The organism is Bacillus sp. 179-C3.3 HS (assembly GCF_047229225.1).
In the GTDB taxonomy this organism is placed as follows: Bacteria; Bacillota; Bacilli; order Bacillales; family Bacillaceae; genus Bacillus.
Genome location: NZ_JBFEFT010000007.1, coordinates 111493 through 125944 on the forward strand (window position 1 = coordinate 111493; position 14452 = coordinate 125944).

A 14452-nucleotide genomic window follows, 5' to 3' on the forward strand; every position below is an offset into this window, starting at 1 on the left:
CTTGTAGGACTCAAACAAATTAATATGGTTTCTCAGCTTTCTCCCTCTTCTCAATCTCTTTTTTAGCCATGTAGAGCGCCCCAGCCACTAAAGATATGATATCTAACCCCACGATAAAGTAGGTCTCTGTATAACCTTTCATATACGAGGCAAATAATAGAGCAGCTGTTAAAGCAATGCCTACGTAATGATTATAGGTAACCTTTGAAAATAACATCACGAGCAGAAAAGGAAAAACAAGTGCAAATATGGCTTTTGATATCACAAAAACCCTCCCTCTACTATGGTCTACTGTCTTGATTATAGTAAAGTTTAGGAAAATGGACAATTCACAGTCTTCAATTTTTTCTTTTTTTCCTCCTCGTCACCTCTTGATTGAGCAATTACTTTTACAGAGGCATGACAGGATATCCACTTTCGAGCGATGGTTTCGTCTTCTCGCTACTCGTAAGACTCCTCGACGCCGAATAACTTCAATTTTTTTTCACAATTTTTGTGGTATGCTTTTTGAAAATAGACGATATAAAGGAGCAGAAGAATGAATCGTGTGATATATTTTGGGATCTGTTTGTCAGCTCTGCTGATTTTCTTAACAGGCTGCGGCCAAAACCGGCAATTTACACCACCGAGCAGCTCACAATCGATCGCAGTCATTTCACAATTGAAAAAGGCATCCTTTTCAATTGTTGATTTACAAAAGAATCAAATGGTTTCTTCTGTTGATGTCAAACACCCATTTACTGACCTCATTCAAATCAATAACGATTCGATCATTGCAACAAGTAAGGATGGTTCATCTCTAATTGAAATCAACTTAAAAAAAGGAATCGTCACAGATTACATGGATGTGAACAAAGGACTCACTTCCATGGCATATGATGCTTCTTCTCACACGTTGTTTGTAGCAGATTCAGAGAAGAACGTCATTTATTTCATTGATACAGAGCGTAAAAAAGTGAAAGCAACTGTCAAGACCGGTCAATTGCCCACATCAATGACACTCTCATCTTCAGGAACTTTGTTTGTCTTAAATGCAGAGAGCCATACGGTGTCAGTGATCGATATTGCAAAGAAAAAAAATATACGCACCATTCCAGTGCTGGAACGACCTTCTGGTATTCATTTTGATGGACAGTCCATTTGGGTCGGGGGACACGGAAAGCCTGGTACGTTAAATAAAAGTATTTTCGCTTATGACCCAAAGACAGGTAAACAACAACATGAGATGAAACTCGGTGTCATGCCTGTTGCCTTCTATTCGGAGAAGGACTCTCCTATTTTATATGTCCTATGCCACGGAGATCATACGCTTTACAAAATAAATATGGAAACAAAACAGCAGCTGGCATCTGTGGAGACTGGGCAAAACCCGAATTATATCACCGCCAGCACCTCATCCATATATGTGAGTAATTTAGATGACAATACGGTATCTGTCATCGACAAACAGACATTCATGATGAAAAATCGTCTGAATGTCCCATCAGGACCTTATGCGATCATCTTGGAGGAAACGAAATGAAGGAACAGATGCGTATTTTACTAGTAGATGATGAATCGGACATGCTTGAATTAATTGGCTCCTTTTTGCAGAAGCAAGGTTTTCACACCCTAACGGCACAGAGTGGAGTTGAAGCCTTACGCCTGCTCGAAAAAGAGCCTATCGATCTAGTTGTATTAGATATTATGATGCCAGATATGGATGGTTTTGAAGTCTGTCACCACATTCGCCAAACATCGCAAATCCCCATTCTATTCTTAACTGCTAGGAGCTATGAGGAGGATCGCATTCGCGGGCTGGAAATGGGAGCTGATGATTATATGATGAAACCATTTAGCCTACGTGAGCTTGCAGCTAGAATAGAAACCATGTTAAGAAGAATTAGAGGACTCTCCCTCAAACGCAGCCGCATTCAAATCGGAGAAATAGAGATCGATCAAGACGGAAGACAAGTATACCTGTCTCAAGAACCCATTAATGTAACAAGAAGAGAATTTGATTTACTCCACTTTCTTCTATTGAATCAAGGACAGGTCTTCTCCCGTGAACAACTGTATCAAAAAGTGTGGGGGACTCACCCGTCCAATAGCTCTTTTAGAACGGTCGATACCCATATCAAAACATTACGATTGAAGCTAAAGGAAGCTGAACGATATATTCAGACTGTTTGGGGCGTTGGGTATAAGTTTGAGGAGGACGAATGAAGCCATTATCCATTAAGAAGAAAGTACTCATCTTCATCCTTGCCGTCATGGGCATTGTCGCGGCCTCTGCTATTGGACTGACTTATTACTTGTACCAGCAGTTATATATTGATAAACAAATTGATTCTTTAAGTTTACAAGGAGAAAAACTTGCAGAGGTGTACCACAAACACGGGAAAGATCCTTATTTTATGGAAAGAATGAATTGGGCAAAAGACACGAGTCAAGCGAACATTATATTCACAGATGATCCGATGCAGCTTTCTAGTGGCCTTCCTTTTGATACGAATACAAACGATAATCTGATCACATTCAAAGAACGCCAACAGCTCCTTCAAGGGGAAACGGTTGTGTTGATTAGAGAACACCCCCAGTTTCATCAGGATATCTTGGGGATTGCGATTCCTGTTTTCTCAGACAAAGATGATTTATCTGGATCGATTTTTCTGTCTATGCCATTATCGGATGTTTATGAACCCTTTGTCGAAATTAGGCTAACACTTGGGTTGTCTATCCTATTGATCATGCTCCTTATTTTTTTTATCGGCTATAAGAGTACCAATAAAGTCGTACACACCTTGAATAAAATGAAAGAAATCGCCATGGAAATGGAATCAGGGGATTTTTCCAAACGAATGGCTGTCACCAAAAAAGGAGATGAATTAAATCAATTAAGTCGTTCTTTTAATAAGTTATCTTCTACCCTTGAAAAGGTGGAGCAGAACCGGAGGGAGTTTCTTGCCAACGTCTCTCACGAACTCAGAACGCCTTTAAGTTATATGAAAGGATATGCAGAAGGCATTGAGGAAGGGGTCATTGAGCAAAAGAAAGGAATGCAAATCATTCAGGATGAGGCTACCCGTTTAAGTCGACTTGTACACGATCTTTTAGATCTCGCACAGCTAGAAGGAGATTCTTATCCACTGACGATGGAGCCTATTGCTTTTGCCCAGCTGATCCACGATGTGCTTGACCAAGTAGAATTTATTGCTAGTCAAAAGGGCATTACGCTCAAACGAACACTTGAAGAGGATTGTATTATCTATGGTGATAGTGATCGACTTGAACAAGTCGTTCGCAATCTGCTGGACAATGCCATCTATTATACACCACCTGGGAAATCAATCTTCATTGAACTACACGTCAACCATCATACTGCTGAATTAAAAGTAGATGACGAAGGGAACGGCATCCCAGTAGAAGATCTTCCGCATGTATCGGAACGATTTTATCGCGTGAATAAAGCACGTACAAGAAAAGACGGCGGTTCTGGACTTGGATTAGCCATTGTCTATCGTATCATCCAAAAGCACAACGGCACGTTTGACATTCAATCAGCGCCAGGGAAAGGGACGACAGCTATCATTCAATTACCAAGTGCCATCCAGAATGGACATGTTCCAGCTCAATGATCACCACTTGTTCATTTCATATAAAAAAAGCGTGCGAGACCACGGAGAAGGTCAGCACGCTTTTTCTCTATTCCATTCCTGTTTCAAATCGCTTTCGGTTGATGAAAAATGAAATAGTAATCAACAAGTAAATTCCCATCGTGACCATGGTTTGAACGATCGGTGTTGATGATACAACGCCGATAAAAATAGCTATGATCGCTATGACAGAGAACCATGTCGTAAAAGGATACAGTTTTACGCGATATTCTCCTGGCTCTGTTATGCTTCGGGACTTCAAATGACCGACCGCAATGATAAACCAAATGAATAAAACCGTATAACTTAAAGATCCCATCAAGTATTTAAACGTTGTTTCACCTAGAAAAAATGATATGAGCACAGCTACATATAATGTAGACGTACAAACAAGAATCGCTCTAACAGGTACCTGCTGCTTTGACAGCTTAGAGAAGCCTTTCCACACACGTCCGTCTTTCGCTTGCGTATAAAGTACCCTTGATGATGCATAGAGCCCTGAGTTCATAGAAGACAAGATGGCAAGTAAAATGATGCCATTCATGATGTCACTTGCATACGGCAACCCAATTGTCGCAAACACAGTCACAAATGGACTGACTTGTTCGTCGTTTACTTGATTCCAAGGAATTAAGCTAACAATGATAAAGAACGGCAACACATAGAAACCAATAATCCGTACAAATGTACTTTGGATCGCTTTCGGAATGACCTTTTCAGGGTTTTTCGTTTCCGCCAAGGTAACCCCAATCATCTCCGTTCCACCATATGAATACACAACCACAAGCATTGCGGCAATTAGCCCACCCGTACCATTTGGGAAAAATCCACCATGATCCGTTAAATGAGTGAATCCCGGTGCAGTATGCTGTCCAAATGAGACAAACAGCATCGTTAGACCAATGATAATAAATAAAATAATGACAGCAATTTTAATTGAAGCTAGCCAGTACTCCGTCTCAGCAAACATTTTAACTGAACAGACGTTGATCAATGTCACCACAAGTGAAATGATTAACACAAGAATCCAAATGGGCACTTGAGGAAACCAATATTTAATAAAGACTGCAGAAACAATGGCTTCTGCTGCGATGTTGAGCACCCACATTTTCCAATAAATCCAATCTAAGAAATATGCGGGGTATTTCCCTAAGACAGGCTCAATCAAATCACGAAATGTTCTTGCTCCAGGTCGTGCGACCGTCATTTCGGCAAGCCCTTGCATAATAAATAATAAAATAAGACCACCAAGCATGTATGCCAAAATAACAGCAGGACCTGCAATATCAATGGCAGAACTGCTTCCTTTAAACAGTCCGGCACCAATTGCACCGCCAAGCGCAAGCATCATGATATGCCTTGACGTCATCGTTCGTTTTAACTGTACATGTTCCTTTTCCATTTCCTTATAGCTCCTTTTGAATGTGAATCTTCAGATAAATATAAAATAAGAGCACATAAAAAAGGCCAGCCATCTCTATAAAGAGACGACTGACCTTTCAACCGCGTTACCACTCTCATTGATCCAGCCAACATGTGCTGAATCCAACTTAAAACCCGATAACGGAGGTCACACGTAAAGACTTACTATTTCATTCAGTCTTACCACTCATTGAGCGAGTTCAATGAGTCGTTTTACTGCGTTACACCAACCCGCAGCTCTCTTGAAAAACGGATGTTCATCTACTAGTCTCAAGTCAAAGCGTTTATAGTCATGTTATATTCATCCAAGATTTTATTTTTTAAATATACTGACTAACCACGCAATTGTCAACAGTCTTTTTACCTGACATTAACGAATCCAAACCGCTACTTCATCCATCGGACGGCGTGTTTTGCCACGCTTCGGTTCAGTGATGCGATAGCCAAAGGCTGCCATGACAGAAATATCGTATTGACCATCCTCCAGCAAGCCTTCTTCTTCTAAAATGCGATGAATTTCATCGTAGCTGAACCCCTCGACTGGGCATGAATCAATGCCAATCTGTGCTGCGGCTGTCATCATATTCCCAAGGGCAATATACGTTTGTTTGGAAGCCCAATCAAAGAGCGAGCGATCACTTTCTAATAAATGAAGATCATTTTCCTGGAATTGCTGGTAGCGCTCTTTCACCATCTCGAACGTCTCATCGTTCATTCCCTTGATCTGTTTGTTGATGTATTCCGCATATGCTGAATCATAGCGTGCATCTGTTCTAGCCAAAATAACCACAAAATGGCTTGCAGTTGGAAGTTGCTTTTGGGCACCCCATGTATACTCTTTTAATTTTTCTCGAAATGCTTCATTTTGAATAACGAGGAACTTCCAAGGCTCAAATCCTACAGAACTTGGAGAAAGTCTACCCGTTTCTAAAATAAACGCAAAATCATCGTCCGAAATCTTTTTCGTTGGATCGAACTCTTTTGTTGCATGACGGAATTCGTACGCCTCGATGATTTCTTTCTTTAGCAAGTCTTTATCTCTCATTTTCTTCATCCTTTCAATTGAACCAATCAAGTGTGTTTTCAGATAATCCAATTTCTTTCCATTCCATTTCAGAAATTGTTATGATAAGAAACAAACACTTGATGGCGTGTTCTCATATCTCTATGGTAAAAGAAAAGCTGCCGCTTATTCAAGTACGCACATTTTTGTTCGTTAGTTACAAACTTGTCCGTTCGCGACTATGTTCACCCTAAAAAGGAGGTTAGAGATGAGTGCACCATTAAACCCAGTCAGTATTGTGAATCATGGCTGTCCCGTATCTATCACAACAAGCATCATCGGTGGAAAATGGAAAGGTGTTATCCTTTATCATTTGAGCTGCGGTCCGAAACGGTACAATGAATTGCACCGCCTCATACCAAGCATTTCTCAGCGTGTCTTAACATTGCAATTACGTGAACTAGAACAGGATGGCATTGTACATAGAGAAGCTTATGAGGAAATCCCTCCTCGAGTAGAATATTCGTTCACGTCTCTTGGAGAATCATTAAAGCCGATTATCTATGCGATGCGTGAGTGGGGCGATTCATACGGAAGAGTGGCACAGGCAAAAGAAAAAAGCTGCCATCTCTAGCAGCTTTTTTTAAGATGAAATGGCTGTTTGCTCTTGCTGAGGATCGTCCTTCACAAAAAGGATGCCTAGCTGATGATGCTCTCCTTCATAAGAAGCACGTTTTTCAAATCTTGTTTGACCATTTAAACCAATGATCTCAAGCTTTGTTAGAGCGCGGTTCATTTGAAGAGCTTCATAAAACTCAGAGACAGTTTTGATCTCTAAACCATTTACCTTTGTGATCACTTCTCCAATCTCAAGCTTTAATTCTTCGGCTGGTGTATTAGGAATGATTCCAAGCACCATAAGCCCTTGATTACGCTTAGAGAAGTAGAACGGGGCAGCATTGTCATTTACTCGTTGCTTCCATGAAAGGAAGGCTCTTCCTACAATTGCAATCACAACAGCTCCCCATGCAATCGGTTCAAACCAAATACTTGCAGCACCTAATGAGGCAACAACAAGTCCGAGCATGAGAATACGGCGAGCCGTAATTTGGATACTGACAATTGGCAGTGATCCTTGAATTCGTTGGCCGAAACCGATGATGTAAGGAATACAAATAAATGAAAAGCTTTGATCTTGTACTTGAAGCACCGGCCACCATGACAGTGACGAAGTCAATTCACCTGCTGGCATCAGTAAGACAAGCGGTACAAGCCATAAACGGTTTGCTCGCTGCTGGCCAATCAATAGTCCTCTCGCACTCATCACCATTCCTGGCGATGTACGTAAATGCGCCGTACGATATGCTAGAATTCCTTCGGTCATTAACAATAACCCTAGCAGGATGATCACGGCTGATGCATTCATCAATGAGAGCTGCGGCAGCCAAGAATGGCTCACTTGGAAATACGTTAATCCAATTGCCGCAATAAAACTGAAACCGAGTGTGTATGCAGACGAAAGCGCACTCGCCTTCAAGAATAGTGAGAATACGATCGTCATCGCTGCCATTAGCACGATCAATCCAGGTGGGAGGGCAATTCCTAAGCCGACTAAAACGACAGATAGGAAAATTCCTAAAACCCATCCCTTTGAATATGTAAACTTCAATTCATCGTAGACATCTTCTATTCTTGTTTGAAACGCTTTTCTCTCCCGCTTCACGCGGATATAGCCATATAATAGGCTCATGATGATCATAAAATAAAAAAGAGGGTGGATTAAAAACAGACCGATCGCTTTTAACCCGACTCCGATCCACTCAGAGCTCATTTCCGTTCACCACCCAAGTCAAGCATTTTCTCTTATTCTATCAAATAAAACGATGCTTGACATCAGGTTTATTTCTCCTGATTCATCCAAAGTGTGACATTCGACAGGGAAAAATCTTTTAAATAGTGATTCACATCTACATCTAGTATGCCGCCAAGAAGCTGCATAGATCTCTTGATGTCAGTTAAGTTTATACCAAGTCTCTTATGATTATCCATTAAATAGTTGAAGTATATCTCAGCACAGTCTTCATCAATTTCATCGACTGATTCTACCGTTGTGTAATTGACTAAGTATCTGCTTAACAGCATGAGCAGACTTAATGCCTTTGTAGCGGAAAACGTCACATCTTTCGAACGACTCTTCAGTTCCTCTACCAACTCGTAATATTTTTTCTCTCTCACAATACTTGCCCTTTTCAATTGTGTACCCCCATTTACTAGTTCTTTTAAGAAAAGCGCAAACCTCGGCACAGCCTTAAGCTGCATCTCCGTAAAAAATAAAATATTTAAAATGAGTGCTACTTATTATTGTAAGAATTATTTATGTAACATACAACTTGCAAAAGTTTCATTTTCATGACATGTTTAAATCAACAGAAAGTCTCTTATATAAATATGTTATCGGGTAAAATTGAAGGAATGTTATGCTTTTTCTAAAATAAATGAATACATTTCTCGATATAATTTATTTTTATACATAAATTATTACATGTTTGTGACACTTATGAACCAATAAAAAAAGAGGCCTTTATCCGCCTCTTTTATTTTTTCATATATAGTGCTTTTAGTGCAGTTTGTAACTGAAGATCATTTTTTTCGTAGGATTTCACTTCATCCACCATGTTGTTCATCATTTTCGCTGTGTTCAAATCGATAACGCCTGTCTTATCGAGATTGTATGTGCTTTGAAATGCGAGCACGGCCTTTTTTGTCTCTTGATCAAAATAGCCATCTACTCTGCCTGGGTCAAATGCCAATCCTTTTAATAGCGTCTGTGCTTGTCTAACCTCTTCATTGTTCATATCAAGTTGAAGTGGTTCTTTTAGTTGAAGCGGTCCGACTGTAAAGTAATCAGGCTGATGAATGGCGATTGTTGGCACAACCCCTTTTTTGTGTATCCAGTTCCCTTTTGGCGTGAGCCACTTGTACAGTGTCAGTTTGATGTTACTACCATCTCCCATTGGGACTGCCTGCTGCACGGTTCCTTTCCCAAAGGAAACATCACCAACGACCTCATAATTCCCCGCTTCCTTCAATGCTCCCGCGAGAATTTCAGAGGCGGACGCACTTCCTTTGTCAATGAGAACACTGACTGGATAAGGCTTTTGTTCTTTTCTTTTTGAAAAGTACCGTTTCCGATCGCCGTTCCGTTCCGCAATTTGAATATATGGGTGATCTTTTGTAATAAAGTGTTTCAAAATATCCTCTACACTTTGTAGATAACCGCCAGGGTTTCCTCTTACATCCAGCACAAGACCCTCTATGCCCTTTTTCTCAAGCTGTTTCAGACTAGAAGTGAAATCCTTTGCCGTATCTTCAGAAAAGCTAGAAATGGATATATAGCCTGTTTTATGACCATTTACATCTTTCATTGAAGCAGTGACAGTTTCAAGAGGAATTTCTTCTCGTTTGATACGGAACTTCAGATCTTTTTCCATCCCATTCCGTCTAATTTTCATGGCGACAGATGTTCCTTTTTTCCCTCTTATTTTAAGCACTGCATCATTTAAACTTTTCTCTTTCATCGACTCTCCATCTATGCTGATGATTTCATCTTTCGGCTTCAGCCCAGCCTTTGCTGCAGGAGATTTCTTAAAGGCAGAGACAATAATGATCTTCCCTTCATCCATCCCAACTTCCGCCCCAATTCCCTCAAAAGAGGAATCGAGCGAATCAGAAAATTGTTTGGCTGTTTGCTTGTCCATGTATACAGAGTACGGATCATTCAATGTGGATAGCATCCCTTGAATGGCACCTTCAAGTAGCTTTTGACGATCCACTTCTTCTACATATTCATTCGAAATGAGGTCATAGGCCTTCTCGATTTTTTCCATTCCGCTTTCCTTCGCCCGATCACTTGATTGAGCTTGTCCAGCCATGACAGCAGCTGCTTTGGGAGTCTCTGCATGGGTCCCCTCCTTATGCGTCAAAATCCCTGCGCTGACGATGAGGACGACACTTGCCATAATGGATGCGATTTGCTTTTTCATATTTAGCCTCCTTCTTCAACTCTTCGATGACCTCAGTTATTATATGCCAGAAGAAGGGATTTCATGTAAAAGCATTCTCCTTTGAAAGCTTGACTAATCATTTCATTAGGTGTAATTTTTATTTTGTTATGTTCAAGAAGGAGTTTTCGCTATGTATATCATTTTGACGATGCTTTTATTAGGAATCTTATTAGGCTTTGTTGGTGCTGGTGGGGCTGGTTTTGTTATTGCACTTCTTACCCTCCTATTCGATGTCCCGATCCACACAGCACTCGGCACTTCATTAGCTGCTATGGCGTTTACGACATTATCCGGTGCATATAGTCACTACCGGGAGGGGAATATCCAGCTGAAATCCGGCCTAATCGTTGGGGCAATGGCGTGTATCGCCTCCTTTTTAGGAGCAAAGATTGCCCCATTGATCCCTGAGGAGAACCTCCATTATTTCACTGCGGGTGTGCTATTTTTATCAGCCATTTTTATGATGATTAAATTATTTGTCCTCAATGAAAATGCCGAGCAGCAACCCTTGTCCTCACGCCAAATGGTCACAAGAGGGATTATTCTAGGGCTCATATCAGGGCTTTTGTCTGGAATGTTCGGAATCGGCTCAGCTCCCTTTATTCAAGTTGGGCTCTTGATATTGCTGAAGCTATCTATTCGACAAGCTGTTGGCACGACGATGCTTGTCATTATTCCAATATCCATTGGTGGCGGAATTGGTTACATATCAGAAGGGTTTGTTGACCTGATCCTGTTATGTCAAATTGTGATCGGAACGGTACTAGGCGCATTTATTGGGGCAAAATTTACTGGTCTTGCACCGAAATTCTTATTAAAATCTGCCGTGCTTTTGACCCCTATTATTGCAGGATTGCTGTTACTTTTTTAAATGAAACGACAACAAAAGCCGATAACAAGATGTTATCGGCTTTTTGTTAACGGATATATTGTGCAGGATTGACTGCATTTGATTTAGCGCCATTCCATAATCCTTTATGAATTTCAAAATGTAGATGCTGTCCAAAAGAACGACCTGTATTTCCCATGTAACCAAGGAATTGTCCTTGCTCTACTCTTTGTCCAGTTGAAACACTTCTCGTTGACAGGTGAGCGTAAACAGTTTGATATGTTTGTCCATTAATGTTGTGCGTAATAAAGACAACATTTCCATAGCTAGACGAGTAGCTTGAATTTGTCACTGTACCAGCCGCTGCTGCCACAACAGGAACTGTTCCTTTCGCAGCAATATCTATGCCGTAGTGCTGTCCGCCAGAGCGTGAACCAAAGCCTGAAGAGAATCTTCCTGCAGCTGGTTTGATAAACCCTGAACTGCTTACTGGTGCATCAGACACGTTTTTCGAAGAGCTGCCACCACTTGATGGTGCAGATGATGCAGGTGGGTTCTTTTTAGCTGCTGCTTTCTCCGCTTCTTCTTTTTGACGACGTGCTTCTTCTGACTTCACTGCTGCTTCTTGGTTCGCTAAAATTTCCTTCTCGTTTTCTAGCTTCCCTAACTCATGATGTGCATGTTCTTTTTCTTCCGTCACATTTCCTAAGACTTTTCCTTTTTCTTTCTGTTGTTTGGATAAGTCCTTTTTGAGCTCTTCAAGCTCTTTCAGAGACGTTTCAAGACCACTTAATTCTTTATTTAGCTCTGCTTCTTTTTGCTCCACTAGCTTTAAATCATTTTCGTGTTCTGTAATCATGTCTTTATCGGCTTCAACAATCGTGGAGACTGCGCCAACACGACTCACAAAATCACTAAAGCTACGAGCACCTAGCAGCACATCTAAATAGTTGATCGTACCGCCGCTTTTTTGCATTGAACGCATTCGATCTTTGAAAATATCTTTTCTTTTTTCGATTCTTTCATTGATCACTTGAATTTCTTTTTTCAGTTTTTTAATCTCTTCTTTTGTTTCTTTCACTTCTTTTTCTTTTGCAGCGACTTTTTCTGTTGTCGCACTTACTTGTTGATCAATCTTTTCAATCTCTTGTTTTAGCTCTGTTTCTTTCTTTTGAAGCTTTGACAATTCTGATTTCTTTTCTTTAAGAGTTGATTCAGTCTTTGACGTTTTCTCTTCGATTTGTTTACGTTTCTGATCTAGGTCTTCGTATGCGAATGCACGATTTTCATTTCCTGGAATGTATAGACACGTTGTTCCGATAAACACTGCCATTCCAGCCATCATTAGCTTTCTTTTCAAAACGATATTCCCCTCTCATGACAACAGTCGATTTGAAGAGTCGACCGGGTGAACAAGATCAGCCGGTCACATCTTCACTAAAACGTTTCAAGTGCTGCCAACACTATAAGTTAATATTTATACTTTCAAGAATTTACGGATGGACGTTAAGCTTCCCCATACACCAATGGTTGCTCCGATCAATAGAAGGATCAGTGATACTTGATAGACAAATGGGCTATATGGAAGCATTGAAATAAATGACCCCTCTACTCTTGGCGCTACCCACCCTACAACATATTGATACGTGCTTAGCAATAAGGCGATTGGTATAATGGATCCAAATATACCGAGCAACAATCCTTCGATGAAAAATGGCCAGCGGATAAACCAGTTTGTTGCACCTACTAGCTTCATAATCTCGATTTCTTTCCGTCTAGCAAAAATCGTAATTTTGATTGTATTTGAAATTAGGAACATCGCTGTAAATAGAAGTCCTATAATAAGAGCAATCCCGATATTACGTGCTACTGAGACTACATTGAAAAGTCGATCAACCTCTTCTTTTCCATAGGTTACTTTATAAGCATTTGGTAGCTTTTCTAATTTCTTGGCTACTTTTGGTGTATCGTGAGGATCCGTTGTTTTCACAATAAACGCATCGTTTAATGGATTTTCTTGATCAACAAGCCCCATAGATTGTCCATTTTCACCAAAGCTTTTAATCAGTGCTTTTAGTTCGTCATCCTTTGATGAGTATTTCACATCACTGATTTCAGGAATCTTTTCTATTTCTGCTTTTAATTCATCCTGTTGCTGTTGATTCGCTGTTAATTCGATTAATACTTTGACTTCCACTTCTTTTTCAGCGTTTGATGCCATATTACTTAAGTTGAGCATGATGACAAAAAAGACGCCAACTAATATCAGTGTGACAGTCACAGCACTAATTGATGCGAACGTCATCCACGTGTTTCTTCCAAGTGAACGGAAGCTCTCACGTAAATGCCGCGAGAGAGTTTTAATCATAAATCCCGTACTCCCCTCTAGCTTCGTCACGCACAATCATTCCATCTTCAATTGCGATGACGCGTTTCTTCATGCTGTTTACAATTTCTTTATTGTGTGTCGCCATTACGACAGTTGTTCCGCGGTTATTAATTTCTTCTAGCGTCTTCATAATTTCCCAAGACGTATCTGGGTCAAGGTTTCCTGTTGGTTCATCTGCAATGACAACTTCAGGACGGTTGACGATTGAACGAGCAATCGACACACGCTGTTGCTCACCGCCAGACAGTTGATTAGGAAATTGACGCGCTTTGTGCTTTAGTTGAACCAACTCTAAAACCTCAAGCACTTTTTTCTTAATGATACTTGGCTGCTCTCCTATCACTTCAAGCGCAAATGCCACGTTTTCAAACACTGTGAGAGTTGGTAGTAGTTTAAAGTCTTGGAACACGACTCCGATTTCTCTTCTCACATAAGGAATTTCTTTTTCCTTTATCGCACCTAAATCTTTATTATTAATTAAGATTTTCCCTTTAGTGGGTTTCTCTTCACGATACATCATTTTGATAAAAGTGGATTTACCAGCACCACTGGGTCCCACAACATATACAAATTCTCCTGGATGGATTGAGACGTTGATTCCATTGATCGCCTTTACGCCATTAGGATAGACCTTGTAGACTTCCTTCATTTCAATCATGTAATCACCTAATCTTTTCATATTGGCTGACATACAGCGTATTCTTAAGTTTTACAGTTTTCGTCAAAAAAAACGTATGTATGGTCACGCACATACCCTTCGATACGTACAAGTCATTTATGTCCTTTTCATCCAAAAAGATCAAAAAAATTTAATCCTCTAAATTTCAACAACTCCAATTATACGTCATGAATCGACGCTGTGGTATTACATTTATATTTCAAAACATATAACTAAATAGGGAATATTGTCGTTAAAACGAAGAAATGTGTCTTTTTACCCTTATATTTTTAACAAAATGTAACATAAAGCGCTATCATACTATTAATTATTCTTTTTCTATAAGTAGAAAACAAAAAAACCCCGGGGATGGGATAGACTGACATAGCAGAATGAGACACAAATAAAACACCCTTATTAGGCTGACATGCTACCAAATGTTTTTGGTGCGT

The 14452-nt window shown here is 40.2% G+C and carries 14 protein-coding genes and 1 other annotated feature; of the genes, 5 read left to right on the top strand and 9 right to left on the bottom strand.

The window, feature by feature from the left end; genetic code table 11:
• Positions 1-19: 19 nt before the first annotated feature.
• On the bottom strand, positions 20-265 hold the full coding sequence (locus tag AB1K80_RS06985) for a CsbA family protein (protein WP_412855893.1): 246 nt from the start codon (positions 263-265) through the stop codon (positions 20-22).
• 273 nt (positions 266-538) lie between these two features.
• Between AB1K80_RS06985 and AB1K80_RS06990 the strand changes: the two genes are divergently transcribed.
• From AB1K80_RS06990 to AB1K80_RS07000, 3 genes are read left to right on the top strand one after another with little or no spacing between them, the layout of a single operon-like run.
• Positions 539-1522, top strand: a complete 984-nt coding sequence (locus AB1K80_RS06990) for a YncE family protein (protein WP_412855894.1) — start codon at positions 539-541, stop codon at positions 1520-1522.
• The gene (locus tag AB1K80_RS06995; RefSeq protein ID WP_412855895.1) at positions 1519-2205 is read left to right on the top strand and encodes a response regulator transcription factor; all 687 of its coding nucleotides are present in this window, start codon (positions 1519-1521) and stop codon (positions 2203-2205) included. The genes AB1K80_RS06990 and AB1K80_RS06995 overlap by 4 nt, the downstream gene beginning before the upstream one ends.
• Positions 2202-3617, top strand: a complete 1416-nt coding sequence (locus AB1K80_RS07000; RefSeq protein ID WP_412855896.1) for an ATP-binding protein — start codon at positions 2202-2204, stop codon at positions 3615-3617. The genes AB1K80_RS06995 and AB1K80_RS07000 overlap by 4 nt, the downstream gene beginning before the upstream one ends.
• Before the next feature lie 67 nt (positions 3618-3684).
• Here the strand turns inward: AB1K80_RS07000 and AB1K80_RS07005 are convergent, their stop codons facing one another.
• The gene (locus AB1K80_RS07005; protein ID WP_412855897.1) at positions 3685-5037 is read right to left on the bottom strand and encodes an amino acid permease; all 1353 of its coding nucleotides are present in this window, start codon (positions 5035-5037) and stop codon (positions 3685-3687) included.
• A 78-nt stretch (positions 5038-5115) separates the two neighbouring features.
• Positions 5116-5345, bottom strand: a binding site (T-box leader).
• An 82-nt stretch (positions 5346-5427) separates the two neighbouring features.
• Positions 5428-6102 (bottom strand): NAD(P)H-dependent oxidoreductase, encoded by a 675-nt coding sequence (locus AB1K80_RS07010; protein ID WP_412855898.1) that lies wholly within the window; start codon positions 6100-6102, stop codon positions 5428-5430.
• 226 nt (positions 6103-6328) lie between these two features.
• Here AB1K80_RS07010 and AB1K80_RS07015 point away from each other — a divergent pair, with 226 nt between their 5' ends.
• Positions 6329-6694: a winged helix-turn-helix transcriptional regulator gene (locus AB1K80_RS07015; protein WP_412855899.1), complete on the top strand. Its 366-nt coding sequence runs from the start codon at positions 6329-6331 to the stop codon at positions 6692-6694.
• A gap of 9 nt (positions 6695-6703) precedes the next feature.
• Here the strand turns inward: AB1K80_RS07015 and AB1K80_RS07020 are convergent, their stop codons facing one another.
• From AB1K80_RS07020 to AB1K80_RS07030, 3 genes are all read right to left on the bottom strand, one after another.
• Entirely contained in the window at positions 6704-7891 is a 1188-nt protein-coding gene (locus tag AB1K80_RS07020; RefSeq protein ID WP_412855900.1) for a PDZ domain-containing protein, read from the bottom strand.
• A 68-nt stretch (positions 7892-7959) separates the two neighbouring features.
• Entirely contained in the window at positions 7960-8313 is a 354-nt protein-coding gene (locus AB1K80_RS07025; RefSeq protein WP_003212923.1) for a swarming motility protein SwrAA, read from the bottom strand.
• Positions 8314-8654: 341 nt separating this feature from the next.
• On the bottom strand, positions 8655-10103 hold the full coding sequence (locus AB1K80_RS07030) for a S41 family peptidase (protein ID WP_412855901.1): 1449 nt from the start codon (positions 10101-10103) through the stop codon (positions 8655-8657).
• Between the two features lie 151 nt (positions 10104-10254).
• Between AB1K80_RS07030 and AB1K80_RS07035 the strand changes: the two genes are divergently transcribed.
• Positions 10255-10995 carry a sulfite exporter TauE/SafE family protein gene (locus tag AB1K80_RS07035; RefSeq protein WP_412855902.1) on the top strand — a complete coding sequence of 247 codons (741 nt, stop codon included), beginning with the start codon at positions 10255-10257 and terminating at the stop codon, positions 10993-10995.
• A 46-nt stretch (positions 10996-11041) separates the two neighbouring features.
• Here the strand turns inward: AB1K80_RS07035 and AB1K80_RS07040 are convergent, their stop codons facing one another.
• From AB1K80_RS07040 to ftsE, 3 genes are all read right to left on the bottom strand, one after another.
• On the bottom strand, positions 11042-12313 hold the full coding sequence (locus tag AB1K80_RS07040) for a murein hydrolase activator EnvC family protein (protein ID WP_412855903.1): 1272 nt from the start codon (positions 12311-12313) through the stop codon (positions 11042-11044).
• Positions 12314-12430: 117 nt separating this feature from the next.
• Entirely contained in the window at positions 12431-13321 is an 891-nt protein-coding gene (gene ftsX, locus AB1K80_RS07045) for a permease-like cell division protein FtsX (RefSeq protein WP_412855904.1), read from the bottom strand.
• A complete protein-coding gene (gene ftsE / locus AB1K80_RS07050; RefSeq protein WP_412855910.1) occupies positions 13314-14000 on the bottom strand; it encodes a cell division ATP-binding protein FtsE in 687 nt (228 codons plus the stop codon). Before ftsE ends, ftsX begins: the two co-directional genes overlap by 8 nt.
• Positions 14001-14452 lie beyond the last annotated feature (452 nt).